The following is a 16,480-nucleotide window of genomic DNA, read 5'->3' as shown; positions in this document are numbered from 1 at the left end:
GGATCTCCGTTACCAGGCTCTGCCTGGTAACGAGTAACGAGTAAAACTCTTGTGGTGTAGGCATCCTGCGTGCCCTTGGCTGGCTATTTACCAGATATCTATTACAGTTGGAGCAACGCTTCTTTGATATTTAACGCTAAAAATCTATCCAATGCTAGATACATCCAATAAACAGATAACTGACTATCGCTGCTAGTCTTCTGAAATCCCAAAGCCAGGGACTGTTTTTCGTACATGGGGTGGATCATCAGGGTGTACAAGTCGCAAAGATTGGGAAAATCTGTTTGCATTTCGCCTAAAACTTTTTGTGAGTCTTCGAGAAAAGCAATGCGGTATTCTGACAAATACTGCGGATCGATCATCCAACTGCGGACAAATACTGACTGGCAATTTTGATCTCCTGGTAACGCCATTTTGAAAGGATCGATATCGGAAATTGAGCTTAAATGAAGCCCTTTACTAGGAGCATTAAAAAAATTCACTTCCGATTCGCTAGCTGTGGGATAAAGTAAGTAAAAGCCGACTGGATTTAGATTATCTGAGCGCCGCAAAACTCGCATTCCCTTTGAGTATTGATGGGCAAAAAGCCGGAGTATTTTAGCAATTTTGTGGGGAACTGTGTTAGTGTTGCGGTTCATCCAGTTGTAATTGGTGGCTAATAAATTGGCAACGATAATTGCGTCGCACCGAGGGTTGAAATCATCTAATTGGAGTTGTACAGGCTTTTGAGGTTCGGCGGTTTCTAAAATTTCTGAAACTGACTGAATTTTAATTGCCGTAGCGTTACCATCAAAGTGTTTTGCGATTAATCCGAGTGCTGCTAATTTATCTAACATCATTCCGGCGGCGCGATCGCTCCCGCGATCGGAATCGCAGTAAAATAGTTCGGCGGCTTCCCGGTGAGTGCACTGCACTTCTGTTGCTGGCACTTCCAGTTTCGCCAGCGGTGGTTTGAGACGGGGCTGGCTTTCCTGAAGCTGTTTCACCGATAAGTAAACCCAAAGCCTGATAAAGCATTCAGCCCTAGTGCGGGTTACGCCTACTCGTTTCATCAACAGCGAAACAGCCGTGCGGCGTTGAGAAGGAGAATACCAAGTATCTAGTTTTGCAATATCCATTTCAGTCGGGAAGCTGCGAAGGAACTCTAGTTACATATTGGCTCAATTACATAAAACTTCACCCCACTTCAGGTTATTTGTTGCCGCTGTTGCTCAACTTGCCTGATTTCCGGCGACTCTACAAGATAGCTGCTTGCTCGTTGCAAGTTCACAAATCACAAAGCACAATCAATTTTAGATATTTTATGACCCGACTAAATTAGCAACTTTAGAGGTTTACGTCATGTACAGTGCTGATACCAATTTAATATGAAGCTGCATAGAATAAAGCTTCAAGAATGAAATTGTAATAAGATAGCGAACTGCGACAGTTCAGGTGTGATTTGTTGCAGAACAAGATTAAGTCGTTCCTGCAATAGGGTTCTTGGAGCCTCTATCGATATTTGGAACTGCAAAAAGAGATGAGGAATGTTTAAAAGTATGGTGCTACTTATAGCAATCTTTGCAGGAGTCGTAAATTTTTTACCCCACCCCAACCCTCCCCGAAATCGCGGGGAGGGAGTAAGAAATTCACAAATGATTTAGGATGGCTATAAGCTGTTGTGCATTTAAATTGTATATTTCGAGTCCCGATCAAAAATCGTCAAGTCCTCTCCCCCGATCCCCATCGGACCCTCTCCCTCTCTAATACCATAGGCAATCTAGATGCAACACAGCTTATGTAGGGTGCAACCTAAGCACCTTACGACTATTTACTGACTGCCAACAATCTAGATAAACCCGCCCCCACACAATGAATAATCTGCATCAACGCTGTCTGTGAACGCATCGAAAAAATGTACATTTGGATTGTTCGTCTTGGGAGGGCGGGTTTTTCAGATTATTCGTTTCCGACATAGATGGTTGGTAAAACCCGCCCCTACGCAATCTGAAATTATAGTTGATTTTTCAGGTATAAAATTAAGAGGAAAACTCAAGCGGCTGCTAGCTGTGCTTGTTCTGCTGCTTGGGGCAAAGTCTGATTTACCACAATCCACTTGCCTGTAATTGGGTCGCGGTAAGTAATAAAGGGATTAGATTTTAAAGGTTGACTGCAAGGTTTAGCGCCCATCTCTACACACTCCCTATAAATGGCATTGAATAACTACTACAACACCATACCTTTAATAATCGGCTATTTTGCCTAAAATCCGCGTGATTTATACCTCAACAATAGGTGATATTTTAGGTGTGTTTTGGTGACATAGAACACTGCCTAATGTGATTGAAAACTGCGTGGGCAGTGAGCAGTATCACCAAAAACCTTCCGTAAAAAAATCTGCCTTGTGGTTTTTACCTTCTACCTTTAAGCAGACCACTGTTTTCAGTATACATCTGATATTATTAAGTAAGGTAAAGATGTTTATCAGAGATCCCCTCACAAACTTATGGTGCTATTTGGATTTGGCAAAAAGTCGAGCCTGCCCTCTCCCCAAGAGGCATTACCGGGACGGGCAGAGTCGATGTCGGTACCGGCAAGTCACTTTGTTAACGGCAATCCGCTCAAACCTCCCTTTCCAAACGGCATGGAGACTGCGTTGTTTGGCCTGGGCTGTTTTTGGGGAGCGGAACGCAAATTTTGGCAGCAAAATGGAGTTTTTTCGACGGCTGTTGGCTACGCGGCCGGGATTACTCCGAATCCTACTTACAAGGAAGTTTGCAGCGGGATGACGGGACACAATGAAGTAGTTTTGGTTGTGTTCGATCCGAAAGTAATTAGTTACGAAACGCTGCTCAAAGTTTTTTGGGAAAGTCACAATCCTACTCAAGGAATGCGTCAGGGCAATGATTCGGGTACTCAGTATCGATCGGGAATTTACACGTATTCAGCCAGCCAAAAGCAGCTAGCTGAAGCTTCGCGCGATGCTTACCAGCAGGCTTTGACTGCGGCCGGTTACGGCAAGATTACCACTGAAATTATTGACGCGCCTGAGTTTTATTACGCAGAAGGCTATCATCAGCAGTATCTTGCTAAAGACCCGAACGGTTATTGCGGCTTGGGCGGTACTAAGGTTTGTTTGCCTGCTATGTCTCAGGCTTAAAACTTTTACAATGGCTATTTTGAGGCGGTTGCAATAGTCCGGCAGTCCGGCAGGGGTTTAAACCCCTGCCTCAAAGCTTAAGTCGTCTGAAGACGACTGAAAGGTTATTGAGATGGTAAAAGGGATTAGTTGAAAGCAGGTAAAATAATGCTGGCTGGTGTGGTAATTATCAATTTAATGATATCTCTGGTCTGTTTTTATATAGCTGCGAAGGTGGGGAAAATCAGGCGGACGATCGCACGTTTGGAACTTCGGATCGCAGCAATCGAACGCTGTAGCAGCAATGTCCTCAGTATGTCGCCGGATTTCCTTGGTAAAAGGCAGCAAGGTACCCGCCAACTGCGACGGCGTTATCAACAACTAGAATTGCAACTGCAACAGGTTCAGCAACTTTTGGGATTGCTGGGTTTGGGACGGATGCTTTGGTCCAGGCGCGATCGACGTTTGAGGTAAGCTATCCTAAAATTGCCGCCTGTGCTGACTCCCTAGGGTTTTCAACAATATTTCTACCTTTGTAAAGGGCTGCGATCGGGCAAACGCCCCTAAAATTGGTGTATGGAGAGAAGTTATAAAAATGTCAACTAAACGTTCAGGATTATTTATTGGCGGTTTGCTTGTGGGTTCTGCGATCGGGGCCGTGACTGGCTTGCTGATGGCACCGCGACCGGGCAAGGAGACGCGGCAGATATTGAAAAAATCAGCGGATGCTTTGCCGGAGTTGGCGGAGGATTTATCGACTAGCGTGCAATTGCAGGCCGATCGACTTTCTGAAACTGCCATCCGAAATTGGGACGAAACTTTGATTAGACTCAAAGAGGCGATCGCGGCCGGTTTGGAAGCGACTCAGCGGGAACGCCAAACCCTGTCGGAAGCTGAATCTGAAGTGAGTCCCTCCTCGCGCCCTCCCATCCGCTAAATGGCATGAAATTCTCAACCCCCAATCCCAGATTCAAGTGAGCGATCCTATATTTTGGCTAGGACTTTCAATTTTGCTAGTGGCAGTTAGCCTGACTGCTGTTTTAGTGACTTTAATACCTGCAGTGCAAGCGCTGGCCAGGGCGGCCCGCAGCGTGGAAAAGCTCGCTGACACGCTTTCTCGCGAATTTCCACCCACTTTGGAGGCGATTCGGTTGACGGGGCTGGAAATTAGCGAGTTGACGGATGATGTCAGCGAGGGAGTACAAAGTGCGGGCGAGGTTGTCAAACAGGTCGATCGAAGTATTGGTAGCGCCAAAAAGCAGGCGCAAAATGTGCAGGTAACTACTCGCAGCGTGGTGACTGGGATTAAGGCTGCTTGGAAAACTTTAACTCGGAAGCCACCGATGTCTGGGACAAATCGCCGATCGACAGATAGATTGTCGCCTAGTCAAAGAAGTGCGCTTTCGCTGAGGGATTCGGGTTTGGAGGGCAGGCATTCTGGGGTTTACGGTGCCGGTGCTAGTAATGGGGAATCGCCCCGGTTGAGGAGTAGCGAGGGTTCGGGTTTGCCGGGGGATGCTGAAGAGTTTGAGGAAGTGCGATCGAACGATTCTTGATTGCACCCAATTCCCGATCATCCCTCCACAGCACACCCATCCCACCAGCAAGGATTCTTATCAATAAAATCCATCAAAGCATCATACTTAGGCGAACCCTTTTGTTCCACATATTCCAAAGCCCCCCAACTTCCCCATTTACTAAATCCACCCACATCCACAAAGTGCATGAAAAGACTGCCTCCAGCTTGTTTCCAACTATTCAGTAATTGAGTGTACATATCATACATTTCAGGACGCCTATTTAATGCCATAAAAAACTCAGTCAGTTTTTCGTTATTCTCAACTCCTTCAATACCTACAATATGTTGACCGCCCTCGTAAACAAATAACTTGAGACCTTTTTTTTGAGCCACATCTAAGAAATACTTAAAGTCATTCTCAACATCGGGCAAACTATCTTTGAACCCCGGCAGTAACCCGCCCTCTCTTAATTGCTTAAAAGCTTTGCCAAATCCGCCATCTGCGTCATTCAACCAAGACTCTACTGTGCTGACACTTTCTTTCCCGCCCAAGTTGCCGCTAAAATATCCAGCTATGGCTACGGCATCAATACCGTGTTGATAACAAGGTTTATTGCCTTCAGCCACCCAATAGGAACACTCTAAAGAATAAGTTTCTAAATCTCTCCAGGCTCTTTGAGTTCCTAACACGCAGACAACTCGATTCTTTTGATCCTCAAAAACACCTTTCCAGATATCGCACATTTGAGCAGTACGCATTCCGTACCATTGCATAAAAGCATCGCCTTTATCTCCCCACTTCGCTTTACCTTGTTCCAAAGCATAATGCGATTGTGGAAATAACCAATTCCAAACCTCATTAGAATACTCTACATAAACTTTCAGCTTTGGATCTAAACTATCTTTTACCATTTTAGCAAAGTTAGTCATATATTCATCCGTAGCCTGATGCGGCATATTAAACCAGGGTTCTTCTTGGACTTTATTAGCTAAATTCACCATGACTTCTATGGGAACACTGCCTCTGTAAGAATAGGATACACTCTCTGGTTTAGGTCGGTTTGACCATTGTTTTTGTTCAGAACCATTTGTCTCCATCCAGTCCATAAAACGCAAAACTCTAAATTTTTTAATCTTGTCTATAAACAGCGGATTAAATATTTCACCGCTTTGAATAAGCTGTTCATCTTGGGAGTGAAACATTTTAATGTTGCGGATATAGTTCCCTGTTTTATTGGGATCGGTAGCAGTAATTGTAATCATTATGCCTCCGCCTTGTGTGGCATCGACATTAATGATATCCCTCCCAGGTTTCGACGCAGCCTCATCTTTTTTGGCATCAAACCTATATTCGATCGCACCTTCACCCTCATAAGTAACAATATATTGCCCTGAAGGATAGCGATTGGGGATTTCCCTAAGTAATAGGGTACTTACCCTAGTATATTTAGGAGCATCTTCGGGCGATGGGAGAGACTTCACCCACCCATTTTCATCAAGGTTTAAAAGATTATACTCTTCTGTATCCCATTCACCTTGACAGTTTGGTTGTCCGCTGACGCATTGAGTTATCCATTGTCTAGAAGATTTGAAAGCATCTAAAAAGGGTAATTGTGTTGACGAGTCAGCAATACCGTGAAGCCCAACTCCTAAAGAAGAGCGAGAATTTGATGTATTTTGTATATCTGCCCGCACAGCTACTGTGTTATCTACTTGCCGTACTGGTGTGGGAGCAATATTAGTTGTTAAAGCCCAACATCCGGGAATGAAAATGACAAAAATTAATAAACCCAGCACAAAGCCCAAAACTTTTTTGTTCGATCTGATACTTAATCGAGACATAAATTTGACTAATTTGATTGTTTTAGGTAAAATCGAAGCGTGTGAAGCTGTTTTAATTTTGATATTTTATCAAAAAGTTCATTCTCAAACTATCAGCTATAAGATTATTAACATTTTGGTCTTTCAGTGGAGGGGCGATCTCCCTTTCTGTACCCAAGTGCGATCGCCCATCTAACCGTCTTTATCCAAATCTTCGGTTTTCGTCGGAGTTTCTGAAGTTGAGGGGAATTCTAGTCGAATGTTAATATCAATTGATACTGTATTTTTCTCAATCACACCTATACCAACTATTTTTACTAATGCTTCTGTAGGTACAGAATTATTTATTTTAAATTCAGGAGAAGACAGAGTTTTATATCCGGCTTCCTGTAGCCGATCGCAAATATTGCGCCAATTTCCTACAGGTTCGTTAGGTACATCTGCGATTTTTTTAACATATTGGTATAAAGTTTTACATAAATAAACCTCTGCACTTTTGGAACTCTGAAACAGTTGGCGGGCGATTTCGGCGGGGCTGCAACCGGAAAGCAATCCTCGCAGGTAAAGTTTTTCTGTTTCGGTTAGTCCCCTGCGCGATCGGGGAGAGATTTGCCGTTTAGCTTCTGCAAAAGCTTGGTACAGCCTTTCTAAGTCCCAGTGTTTCGCGGCTTCGGCAAATAAGTCTTCTTTTGATGCCATTGTCGGGTTTTGTGAGATGTGGCTAACGATAGCATAACCGAAATTGCTAGCGTTTGTTAGTTGTTTGCTAACAATAGGTAGTCTAGTATTAAATTACCGACTCATTGTCTAAGTGCAAATACTTAGAAAAGCGGGAAAGTGCGATCGTGATATTTCAAATTTTACCTGTTTAGTTAACTTTCATTAGTCAAAAAGTTAGTTTTTGTTCCTTAAACTGAGGTATTTCAATGGCTAAAGGTGATGAAATAGCGAAAGCGGCAGGTTCCGCTGCTGCGGGTGCGGCTGCGGGTGCTGGTGTGGTAGCTGCTTCTGGTTTTACGGCAATTGGTGCTGTTGGTGGAGGTGCTGGTATGGGTGCTGCTGCTGGCCCCGTTGGTATAGCCGTAGGTGCATTAGCAGGTTTGGCATTTTACGGGATTAGCAAGGCTTTTTCTGACGACTAAATATTGACTCGCGCCAGGGACTTCAGTTTGCACCATAGTCAATAACGGGCAAGATGCCCGTTCCACAAAGAGTGAATTTCTTGTGGGATGGGTATCCTGCCCGTCCCTTCCACAAAGAGTGAATTTCTTGTGGGATGGGCATCCTGCCCGTCCCTTCCACAAAGAGTGAATTTCTTGTGGGATGGGCATCCTGCCCGTCCCTAAAAGGCTTATTGAGAATGGTGCAATATCTCAGTTAAAACCGACTGGAAACGCTCAGGCAATTATCTTTGTGTCTGTTCTCATATTTTATTCAATCAAGATTATTAACTTATGTCTTCTCAAGAATTTCAAGCAGCATACACCAGCATTCACAGTACAGGCACTTTCCTCTTACAATATCTCAAAGAATTCCGTGACGGACTCCGCATTCAGGGAGATGAAAGTCAAGGGCTACAAAGCATTGAAGATGAAATTAAAAAAGCTTTAAAGGCTTTGCAAGATCAGAAGTATCAAGTAGCTGTCATTGCAGCAATGAAAGCTGGCAAAAGCACCTTCTTAAATTCTATCATCGGTGCTGATGTGCTGGCGAGTGAAACGGCCGCCTGTACTATCTGCCGTACAGATGTCCGACACATTAAAGAGGGTGAAACTCCTAGACTTTTAGAGTATCGAGAAGGACAAAGAAAACCAGTCATTCTTGTTGAGGGTAATGCAGGCGAAATTCAGCAAAAATTCCTGCTACGTACCCGTGAAATCAGAGAACAAGGCAATCCCGATAACACTACACGCTTTGAGATAGAGCATCCGATTGAAGCAATTAGCCAATTATCTTCTCTCACAGGCTTTACCTTAGTTGATACTCCCGGCCCTAATGAGTGGGAATCTGCAAACTTCAACATAAATGAACTGAAGCAGACAGCACTAGAAGCACTGCGAACCTGCAATGCCATTCTGTTTATTTTAAACTACGCTTCCTACAAAGATAATGCAGTGGCTGATTTGTTTAAGGATGTAGTTGAAAATCGTAAGGATTTTATAGCTGAGAACACGGGAAAAATTTACTTTATTTTGAATAAAGTTGACCAAAAAACAGAGAGAGACAAAGAAATTGCTGATGTCATTAAAGATTTAGAGCGAGAGTTAGTCGGTTTTGGCTTTTGCAATCCAGTTATTTACCCTGCTAGTTCTCGACAAGGACTTTTAGCGAAACTAATTCAGCAAGCAAAGGCCACTGAAAGCGAAAAAAAAGACTTTAAAAAATTCTTCAGCGCTAGGTATGCCACGGAAGATGAGGAAGGGAACCAGATTATCCCTGCACCTCATAAAATTGCACCGCAAGCACTAGCAGATAGCGGTATCCTAACCATTCAAGAAACAGTCATTCAAAGGATTACGCAAAATTCTGGATGGAATTTATTGACTGAGGTGGTGGCAGAAATTGATAAAGCTGCTAAGGCAATTGAAGATACTCTGAATACAGATATCAGGGGTTGGGAAATGGGGATTGAAGCCCTCAAACAAAAAGTTGAAGAGTACAGGAAACGCTCAGAGAATGCGAGGTACAAAGTTGAGTTAGTCAAAAATACTGTCGAGCAAGAAAAACAAATACTAATCCAAGGATTTAGTCAAGGCATTAACACATTTGCGAATAAGGCTAAAGAGCAGATAGGCAGTGAGATTCATAAAATTGCCGAATCTCGTCGATCCGCTAAATCTCCTAAGTCAAAAGAAAATCTCTTGTTGCCCCAATCAGTAGAAGTTAAAACTAACAATGGGGTTTTTGGACAATTAGTGGGAGAAATTGGAGAAAGACTGTTAGAATTGATACCTTCTTTCGGTCCAGTATTAGGAAAAGCATTCAAAGTCACTACGTCTTTGTTGGATGGACTGAGTGAGTCTATTCCAGAAGCTTTCAATACCTCTGTTTCTGAACAGATTGTTGATAGTGAAGAGTTTGATCCGTACATTATTCGGTGTAAAACAAAGGCTGAAGCTGAAAAAATAATTAAAACAATTAATAAGTTTTGTCCGCCCTATATTCAAAGTTGGTGGATAGATACTCAGGATGAATTAGTTCGAGAGGGGACGAATATTCGCGAAAAATTGGCAATAATAATTCAAGAAGATATCCAAGAAATATCAGATGAATTATCTAATTATCTTGGTGATGCTTTAGAAGTAAAACTGAACATAAACCCGATTCAGTTTCCAAGTTTTGATTTTCCAGGAATTGATGCAAGAATTAAAGATGTACAAGTAGCCGTGGTAGAAATAGAAAGGAAAAAAGGTAAAAAAAGTCGTTGTTGTGACTCCGATCAAGTCTATTATACTGATGAACCTGTTACCAAAAATCGCAATTTTTTTGAAGTTAATTTACGGCAAACATTACAGTCAATAAATCAAAAAATAGATGTGCAAACTTTTACAAACAAAGATTTGTTAGAGCGAGTTATTAACAAACAGGTTTCGGCTGATTTCAGAAGTGCCGAAAAGCAAATTAATGATTACATAAAAAGGTTTCAAAATGACTTCGATCGCGTTTTGAAGGAACGGGAAACCAAAGAAGCAGAAGCGCCGGAAATTCTGGCTCGTCTTGAGTCTCAAAAAGCCCAGCTTATTGAGTACCTCAGCCAATTAAGTTCGATTCGGGAATCTCTCGATAGTTGGAAGCCAGTTAAGTAAAGTTAGAGAAAGTACGATCGCCCTTATTGTCCGAAAGTGCGATCGCCTTTCCCATCCCGCATCCCAAAGGGCGATCGCCATTCCTTAAGTTAAAATATAACTTGTCAGATTAGATAATATAACTTATCAGATTCAGAAAGGACAAGTTATGCCTGTAAACTGGAGAGAACATATCGTTAGTACCCCCGATGTACTGCGAGGTAAACCAAGAATCAAAGGAACTAGAATTCCCGTTAGTCTGATTTTAGGATATTTAGCATCAAATAACACTGTAGAACAAATCATCGACCAGTTTCCAGATATCGCCAAAGAACAGATAGCTGCTTGTCTTGATTATGCTCGCGATTTGTCGGATTTTGAAACAGTTGCCGTCGGAGTTTAAGATTGTTCATCGATCAATGCGTTCCTAAGTCTATTATTCAAATCCTTCGTGATACGGAGCATGAAGTTTTTGTATTGGGAGATTACATTCCAATTGAATCTCCAGATACTACTGTCATTGCCAAAGCTCAGGAATTAAAGGCTATACTTGTTTCTCTCAATGGAGACTTCGCAGATATTGTGACTTATCCGCCAAGTTCATATCAAGGAATCATTTCTCTTCAACTGAGAAATCACCCTGAAATTATTCCTCAGTTGATGGCAAGGCTGACAGAATACTTCTCATTGCACGATAGTGAGGAGCATTATCGAGGTAAATTACTACTGGTAGAAGTTTACAGAATTCGCATTCGAGTATAAAAATTGATAGCGAGATCCCTTTTCCCTAAATAACCAAAAGGGATCTCGCCTTTCCCATGCCGAATCCCTGCATTGCGATCGCTCCTTTCCATTCCATCCAGCTATCCCAAAAAAGATCGCCCTTATTTTCCGAAAGTGCGATCGCTCTTTCATCAATCAATAAAAATTTCTGGGTTTGTTTAACTACAAATCTAAACGTGATAAGCAGTAATAGCAACTATTCCATCAGCACTGTAAATAGCTTCGATGCGTCTAAAAGTAGAATGAGTCCACCACACTTTCATGCGATTTCCTTGAGCCGGAGCCGTACCAATTTTACCGTAGCCTGCTGTTAATAGAAGTAACTCAAATTCTGTAGATGGCAAAGTTTTTGCAGTAATTTGAGGGATGCCGTCAAGCTTATGCTTATCAAGGGTCATAGCTACCTTGGTAAGTGCTGTAGATGCGGTAGCCAGGGAATACTAAAGCCATGCCAATTCGACTATGAATTGTCCCTGGATAGTTTTCTTCGGGCTCGCTACCCCCAATCCTAATTTTGATGGCACCCAGCCAAATGTAGAGCCCTGGAATTAAAGTATCTAAACTGTAGGCGATCGCCCGCATTTGAAGATCCGGGGGATTAATCGGTTTTAAATACTGTGGCTTTTCAGGTTTGGAAATGGACATGGCACTGATTCCTGTGCGATATGGTGGAAAAGCGGTCTTGTTGAGAACATTTTAATATAACCTAAGTTTCAATTGCCAATTGTCAAGCTTAATTAATCTTATTTTACTTTAGCTTGCGTAAGTCAGGCAAGTCGGCATTTATGAATACTGGTCAAAGTGCGATCGCGATTTGGAAGTTTTGATTGCAGCCGGCATCCCGCGTCATTTATTTAAAATACTGACTGACAACGATGACATCGATTTGAAGCCTGTAACGCAATACCTCAAAGCAGTTTCATAATGCCTTGGGTGTAGCGGAATTGTTGCTTTTTTTGAAGTACGATCGCCCTTATTGTCCGAAAGTGCGATCGTCCTTTTCCCCCAAATAACCAAAAGGGATCTCGCCTTTCTCATGCTGAATCCCTGCATTGCGATCGCCCTTACGTCCCAACTTGTCACAAAGCGCGTGAAGCGCAGCTATCCCGTCGGGAATCGCCCTACATGAATTATTCAAACTAACTCCGACACACTCAGCCGCCCTTCTACGGCTTCATACTTATCTAGGTCATTAAATTTTTTATCTCTTTTTTTTTTCCGAACACTAATTGATGAGATGAAGACCATGCAGTGAATATATATAGCGCTTTTTGCTGCTCATTTCGGTCATAAGATAGTTTCATTGTTTTGCCATCAATGGCAATCACGTTTAATTCTAATTCCCCGACGATCGCATTTACCCAACTCAAAAAACATTCTTGAAACTGCTGCGGCTCAATTCTGGCAAATAAGGAGACTAAACCTGTCATGAGATGGTATACCATTCGGTAATTCTAGAAACCTTTTTAATTATTCATATTTGGCGTTACCATAGGCTTCTATTACCACCCATCCGTCTGCACCGCTGATGATAGCTAGAATCGCAATCGATCTAATATCTTTGAGCAAATTTTATTTACTTCTTTCTATTTTTTGGTCGTTCAATGTGGCAAAATTTTTTAAAGAAATGGCAGTTAAAATATTCACTGAAGACAATGAATTTATTTGTTTTTGTTGGGAAGTTACAGTTTTACTAAAACCTCTTGCCCTTGATAACACTCATGAAGTAGAATAAACTACAAAAAAAATAGTCGCATATAACTGTAGCATATTTTGGGTTAAAGTTAAGATGGGTTTACCCTGAATCTAAAATCTAAAATCTAAAATCTAAAATCTAAAATCTAAAATCTAAAATCGTATGACTGATTATAAAGGCGATCGACAAACTAGCAATTTAGCAGCTATTCACCAACAAATCAATTGGCTTCAGCAACAGCCAGATGGCTTCCTATTTCAACAAAACTCCGGCGACAACTGCATCGCCGTAAAAAAAATAAACTCAGTGCTACTACTGCTTTTAGCAGACAGAGAAACCTTAATCACAAATGTAGCTCAATCAATCCTAGACCTCAACAATCCACTAAATTTAATCTTTCCCTATTCCCGATCCGTGCTGCTAGCATTAGTCTGGAAAACTCACCCCAAAAAAATCTATGTAATCGGATTTGGTGGCGGCACCCTCCCCAGAATTTTCCACCACTATTTCCCTAACGCGATAGTCGAATGTACAGATATTGACCAAAAAATAGTCGAAGTAGCTCAAAAATTTTTTGGCATTCAATTCGACGACAGACTCAAAGTAGCCATTCAAGACGGGCGCGAATATCTAGCCCAACAAGATTCCCCAGTAAAAAACGATATAATTATCGTGGATGCTGGTTTTGGCAGCGGCTATATGCCCTATAAATTGGTGACAAAAGAATTTTACCAACTGTGCAAAACTCGCTTGTCAAGCGCAGGTGTTCTAGTTGTCCACCTGTTCCATAAACAAGAGTTTAATGCGGTAGCGGTGAAAACAATTCAAACTGTGTTCGCACAAGTTTATATATGCAATTTAGAAGCCGGCAACAGCGTTGTCATTGCGACTAATGCTCCAGATTTAGCTAAAAATGAAATTTTCTTTAAAGCCGAACTTATTCAAGATTTCCACAATTTAGGATTTTCCTTAATAGAAATGTCGCTCCAGCTAAAAAAAGTAGCCCAATTGCCGGAATGGGTGAAAATTTGGGAAACGCTGCCAATTTTTACAGATGCTGAAATACCCGCCGGATATTTGGACTGATAAATATACACAATTAGAGCTGTTAACCGAATCCCACAAAAAACTCTAATTGTTGGGTGCTTATGGGGGAACCATCGGGCTGTAGAGTGTTTAGGGGCGCACCATCGCTATGCCTTTAGCAAATCCCAATCACTCAACAGTTGATACTAGGAAACATCTGTCTCAAAAATACTTGACAGTGAAATTGCGTCGGTCTATTATAGAAGTAGTGCAAACAAGTAAAAACATGAGACTAAAAAGTTGGGAGTCTCCTCGCAGCGAGGGCAGAAACTCCAAAGGTAAAGGCGGCTCAGCCAGGGCTCGGCAACTCAAAAAGCAACAGCAAACTCTGCGAAAACAGTTAAAAGCTCAACACGATCGACAAAACCACCCACAAAATCACCCACAAAACCACCAACAAAACCATCAAGGGAAGGAAACCCATAATTCCTTCCCTTTTTTTGTATCTTTCCGCTGCTCAATCCCGCTGAATGTTCGGACAAATCGTGCTAGTAATGCTCGCCTGCGAGGGTTGCTCTTGCCAGCAGTTGAGAATGCCTTGCAACTCCCTCTTCAAAGTTTCTAAGGCTGCAATTTGCACGGAAATTTCCTCTACTTTAGCCGTTAGATGCTGCTTCGCTTCAGAACAAGGCAACTCTCCCCGATCGCGAACCTCTAAAATATCCTTAATTTCCTGAAGGCTCAAACCCAGAGTCTGAGATCGTTTAATAAACGCCAACCTGTTGAATACGGTTTCGCCAAACAAGCGATAGCCCGCGGGCGATCGCTCCACAGCAGGAGACAGCAAGCCCATCTCCTCATAGTAACGAACAGTTTTCACCGACAAACCACTACAGGCAGCTACAGAGCCAATTTTGTACAGTTTCTCGGCAACAGAAATATTCATAAACCAAGCATCCAAGATCGAAAGACTTTCTTGCCCTATCTTTTGGTGCCTCAGATCCAGGGAGTCGATCGGCACATCGCCCAGTCACCATTGCCCAGTAATCTTAATAAGGAGGATTTTTTTTAGACACATTAAGCACGGGCAACTGAGGTCTAGAAGACTGAGGAGGAAGATAGTATTCGGGAGCCGGCGCGGGTTGTTCGGCTGCAGAGCGGTAAAATTGCCACCAGCGGAGAGCCATCGCCACCCCAGCGGTGCCAAGCCCAAAAGCCAATAAAGAGCCACTCGCACCCATGCTGCCGATGGCTGCATCGACAACGCCCACTGTCACAACAAAGCTGGTAATTGGCTCTTTACGGTAAGCTGACCTCAAAAGTCGCGTCCATGAAGCATTCATTTGGTTTTACTCTGTTCTATATTTATTTACAAGCTCTAAAACTTAGAGTTGGCGGAACGATCGGGATTTCTAGCTCAAAGACTAGCTTCACCTAAATTAATCTTCTCGCCTGTGGGGAATTGTACGGGAGCGAGGCAAAATTGCCAAGCTTGTCAAATCAAAATTCCACCCCATATATACCTCCAAAAGCCAGCTATTGCATTCGGGAACAGAACTCTCTCGACAGAGAAGTCGCTGGGCTTGTTTCTAATTAATATTTTAATCAATTCCCGAATTTGTCGCGGTCAGCAGAAGTCACACCCGCTGCCGTTCGAGTCAAGACAAAGTGTGAGGCTGACCGCGCCGTTGCTAAAATTAGTTGAGACCTAACCAGGACAGCAAGCCCTGGCCTGTGACATACTCGATAATTAAAGTTAGAGAAAAACCGATCATCGCAGCTCGACCGTTAAGGCGTTCCGCGTAGCTGTTGAAGCCAAACTTTGGCTGTTCCAGTTTGGGAGTGACGGTGGGTTGGAGTTGTGTCATTGCTTTGGGTACCTGGCGATCGACGCTATTCAAATGTGAAATCCAATGTTAGTTACAAATCTTAAACATTGCTACTTCTATTATAAAGAGGGTTAACCGCCGTCAACCGTCCCCGAAGAGAAAAAACTGCTGCCAACTAATGCCAATTAATTATACCCGCTCAAAATATGACTAATCAGTTAGATAACGATAAGCTTCCTGTCGCCGTACAGCGAGTAGCCTTTGCCCTTCGTACAACAGGCTGGGTTTGCTTCTGGGTACAGTTAGTGCTAGGGGTGGTAGCGGCGATCATTTTGCTCTTTGCCATCCCCTTCGCCCTCCCCAGGGCTACCGCCGGTGCGGGTTCAACCAGTGCAGGCACCGGCGGGGGCGTATTTTTTGCCATTTGCGGGCTAGCCGTACTCGCTTACAGCATATATCGCTCTTTCCGCTTCACCCGTTTGTCGAGACAACTGCGATCGCCCGGTAACGCAGTCCGCCCCAAAAAAGCAGACACCATCAAAGAGGTGCGGCTGGCACTGATGAGTAACTTGTCAGGAATGATCCTGACGCTGATCGGCGCAGAAGCCATCAGCGGCACGCTTTTAGCGAAATCTCTAGCTCAGCCGCAAGCCTTGTTCGGTGCCGCCGTTGATGTGGGTCGATTTATTCAGCCTCTAGATATATTTGTGGTACTCGCCAATACTCACGCCACTGTTGCCCATTTTGTCGGGATTTTCGGGGCTCTTTGGTTGCTCGATCGCATCCACAAACAATAGTTATTGGGGAGGGGCAACCGATGCCCGATGCCCAATGCCCGATGCCCGATGCCCGATGCCCCACTCTCCCACTCTCCCCCAACCGACATCCGGAATCACTGCCAAC

At 43.2% G+C, this 16,480-nt stretch carries 24 protein-coding genes; 11 read left to right on the top strand and 13 right to left on the bottom strand.

Going from position 1 to position 16,480, the window contains the following annotated elements:
* Positions 1-101: 101 nt before the first annotated feature.
* Both QUB26_RS04970 and QUB26_RS04965 read right to left on the bottom strand, forming a co-directional pair.
* Positions 102-1,118, bottom strand: a complete 1,017-nt coding sequence (locus QUB26_RS04970) for a hypothetical protein (RefSeq protein WP_333237385.1) — start codon at positions 1,116-1,118, stop codon at positions 102-104.
* Positions 1,119-2,031: 913 nt separating this feature from the next.
* Positions 2,032-2,169, bottom strand: coding sequence for a hypothetical protein (locus QUB26_RS04965; RefSeq protein WP_333053409.1), 138 nt, complete (start codon positions 2,167-2,169; stop codon positions 2,032-2,034).
* 316 nt (positions 2,170-2,485) lie between these two features.
* Here QUB26_RS04965 and msrA point away from each other — a divergent pair, with 316 nt between their 5' ends.
* The 4 genes from msrA (at position 2,486) to QUB26_RS04945 (ending at position 4,674) form a co-directional block, all read left to right on the top strand.
* Positions 2,486-3,139, top strand: a complete 654-nt coding sequence (gene msrA, locus QUB26_RS04960) for a peptide-methionine (S)-S-oxide reductase MsrA (protein WP_333237387.1) — start codon at positions 2,486-2,488, stop codon at positions 3,137-3,139.
* Positions 3,140-3,268: 129 nt separating this feature from the next.
* Positions 3,269-3,592 carry a hypothetical protein gene (locus QUB26_RS04955; RefSeq protein ID WP_333053411.1) on the top strand — a complete coding sequence of 108 codons (324 nt, stop codon included), beginning with the start codon at positions 3,269-3,271 and terminating at the stop codon, positions 3,590-3,592.
* 121 nt (positions 3,593-3,713) lie between these two features.
* Positions 3,714-4,055 (top strand): YtxH domain-containing protein, encoded by a 342-nt coding sequence (locus tag QUB26_RS04950; protein WP_333053412.1) that lies wholly within the window; start codon positions 3,714-3,716, stop codon positions 4,053-4,055.
* A 37-nt stretch (positions 4,056-4,092) separates the two neighbouring features.
* The gene (locus QUB26_RS04945; RefSeq protein WP_333316995.1) at positions 4,093-4,674 is read left to right on the top strand and encodes a DUF948 domain-containing protein; all 582 of its coding nucleotides are present in this window, start codon (positions 4,093-4,095) and stop codon (positions 4,672-4,674) included.
* A gap of 17 nt (positions 4,675-4,691) precedes the next feature.
* On the opposite strand, the gene QUB26_RS04940 is transcribed toward QUB26_RS04945, so the two are convergent.
* Entirely contained in the window at positions 4,692-6,479 is a 1,788-nt protein-coding gene (locus tag QUB26_RS04940; RefSeq protein ID WP_333237392.1) for a cellulose-binding protein, read from the bottom strand.
* Positions 6,480-6,483: 4 nt separating this feature from the next.
* Between QUB26_RS04940 and QUB26_RS04935 the strand changes: the two genes are divergently transcribed.
* On the top strand, positions 6,484-6,654 hold the full coding sequence (locus QUB26_RS04935; protein ID WP_333302409.1) for a hypothetical protein: 171 nt from the start codon (positions 6,484-6,486) through the stop codon (positions 6,652-6,654).
* Here QUB26_RS04935 and QUB26_RS04930 read toward each other — a convergent pair.
* Positions 6,651-7,157, bottom strand: a complete 507-nt coding sequence (locus tag QUB26_RS04930; RefSeq protein WP_333237394.1) for a DNA-binding response regulator — start codon at positions 7,155-7,157, stop codon at positions 6,651-6,653. The two genes, QUB26_RS04935 and QUB26_RS04930, sit on opposite strands and share 4 nt — an antisense overlap.
* Before the next feature lie 227 nt (positions 7,158-7,384).
* Here QUB26_RS04930 and QUB26_RS04925 point away from each other — a divergent pair, with 227 nt between their 5' ends.
* From QUB26_RS04925 to QUB26_RS04910, 4 genes are all read left to right on the top strand, one after another.
* Positions 7,385-7,600, top strand: a complete 216-nt coding sequence (locus tag QUB26_RS04925) for a hypothetical protein (protein ID WP_333237396.1) — start codon at positions 7,385-7,387, stop codon at positions 7,598-7,600.
* A gap of 312 nt (positions 7,601-7,912) precedes the next feature.
* On the top strand, positions 7,913-10,264 hold the full coding sequence (locus QUB26_RS04920) for a dynamin family protein (protein ID WP_333316993.1): 2,352 nt from the start codon (positions 7,913-7,915) through the stop codon (positions 10,262-10,264).
* Positions 10,265-10,412: 148 nt separating this feature from the next.
* On the top strand, positions 10,413-10,646 hold the full coding sequence (locus tag QUB26_RS04915) for a DUF433 domain-containing protein (protein WP_333246190.1): 234 nt from the start codon (positions 10,413-10,415) through the stop codon (positions 10,644-10,646).
* 2 nt (positions 10,647-10,648) lie between these two features.
* Positions 10,649-11,005 (top strand): DUF5615 family PIN-like protein, encoded by a 357-nt coding sequence (locus QUB26_RS04910; protein ID WP_333246188.1) that lies wholly within the window; start codon positions 10,649-10,651, stop codon positions 11,003-11,005.
* 25 nt (positions 11,006-11,030) lie between these two features.
* Here the strand turns inward: QUB26_RS04910 and QUB26_RS04905 are convergent, their stop codons facing one another.
* The 5 genes from QUB26_RS04905 to QUB26_RS04885 all read right to left on the bottom strand — a co-directional run bounded on the left by QUB26_RS04905 (position 11,031) and on the right by QUB26_RS04885 (position 12,471).
* Entirely contained in the window at positions 11,031-11,165 is a 135-nt protein-coding gene (locus QUB26_RS04905; RefSeq protein WP_333246186.1) for a hypothetical protein, read from the bottom strand.
* Between the two features lie 31 nt (positions 11,166-11,196).
* Positions 11,197-11,424 (bottom strand): hypothetical protein, encoded by a 228-nt coding sequence (locus QUB26_RS04900; RefSeq protein ID WP_333246184.1) that lies wholly within the window; start codon positions 11,422-11,424, stop codon positions 11,197-11,199.
* Positions 11,414-11,671 (bottom strand): hypothetical protein, encoded by a 258-nt coding sequence (locus QUB26_RS04895; RefSeq protein ID WP_333246182.1) that lies wholly within the window; start codon positions 11,669-11,671, stop codon positions 11,414-11,416. Before QUB26_RS04895 ends, QUB26_RS04900 begins: the two co-directional genes overlap by 11 nt.
* Positions 11,672-11,999: 328 nt before the next feature.
* The gene (locus QUB26_RS04890; protein WP_333246180.1) at positions 12,000-12,164 is read right to left on the bottom strand and encodes a hypothetical protein; all 165 of its coding nucleotides are present in this window, start codon (positions 12,162-12,164) and stop codon (positions 12,000-12,002) included.
* Positions 12,165-12,210: 46 nt separating this feature from the next.
* Complete coding sequence (locus tag QUB26_RS04885; protein WP_333246178.1) at positions 12,211-12,471, bottom strand: hypothetical protein; 261 nt, start codon at positions 12,469-12,471, stop codon at positions 12,211-12,213.
* Between the two features lie 413 nt (positions 12,472-12,884).
* Here QUB26_RS04885 and QUB26_RS04880 point away from each other — a divergent pair, with 413 nt between their 5' ends.
* Complete coding sequence (locus tag QUB26_RS04880; protein WP_333246176.1) at positions 12,885-13,808, top strand: fused MFS/spermidine synthase; 924 nt, start codon at positions 12,885-12,887, stop codon at positions 13,806-13,808.
* Between the two features lie 308 nt (positions 13,809-14,116).
* On the opposite strand, the gene QUB26_RS04875 is transcribed toward QUB26_RS04880, so the two are convergent.
* The 4 genes from QUB26_RS04875 to QUB26_RS04860 form a co-directional block, all read right to left on the bottom strand.
* The gene (locus QUB26_RS04875) at positions 14,117-14,269 is read right to left on the bottom strand and encodes a hypothetical protein (RefSeq protein ID WP_333246174.1); all 153 of its coding nucleotides are present in this window, start codon (positions 14,267-14,269) and stop codon (positions 14,117-14,119) included.
* Positions 14,266-14,694, bottom strand: a complete 429-nt coding sequence (locus QUB26_RS04870; protein ID WP_333246173.1) for a heavy metal-responsive transcriptional regulator — start codon at positions 14,692-14,694, stop codon at positions 14,266-14,268. The genes QUB26_RS04875 and QUB26_RS04870 overlap by 4 nt, the downstream gene beginning before the upstream one ends.
* 103 nt (positions 14,695-14,797) lie before the next feature.
* Positions 14,798-15,091, bottom strand: coding sequence for a hypothetical protein (locus QUB26_RS04865; RefSeq protein WP_333246171.1), 294 nt, complete (start codon positions 15,089-15,091; stop codon positions 14,798-14,800).
* Positions 15,092-15,445: 354 nt separating this feature from the next.
* Entirely contained in the window at positions 15,446-15,616 is a 171-nt protein-coding gene (locus QUB26_RS04860) for a hypothetical protein (RefSeq protein WP_172186391.1), read from the bottom strand.
* Between the two features lie 167 nt (positions 15,617-15,783).
* On the opposite strand from QUB26_RS04860, the gene QUB26_RS04855 reads away from it, so the two are divergent.
* A complete protein-coding gene (locus QUB26_RS04855; protein ID WP_333246169.1) occupies positions 15,784-16,374 on the top strand; it encodes a DUF3611 family protein in 591 nt (196 codons plus the stop codon).
* The last annotated feature ends 106 nt before the right edge of the window (positions 16,375-16,480 follow it).

This window comes from Microcoleus sp. B4-C1 (assembly GCF_036705285.1).
Classification (GTDB): domain Bacteria; phylum Cyanobacteriota; class Cyanobacteriia; order Cyanobacteriales; family Microcoleaceae; genus Microcoleus.
Note: the sequence above shows the minus strand (reverse complement) of the source record. Positions and strands in the feature narration are given on the sequence as shown.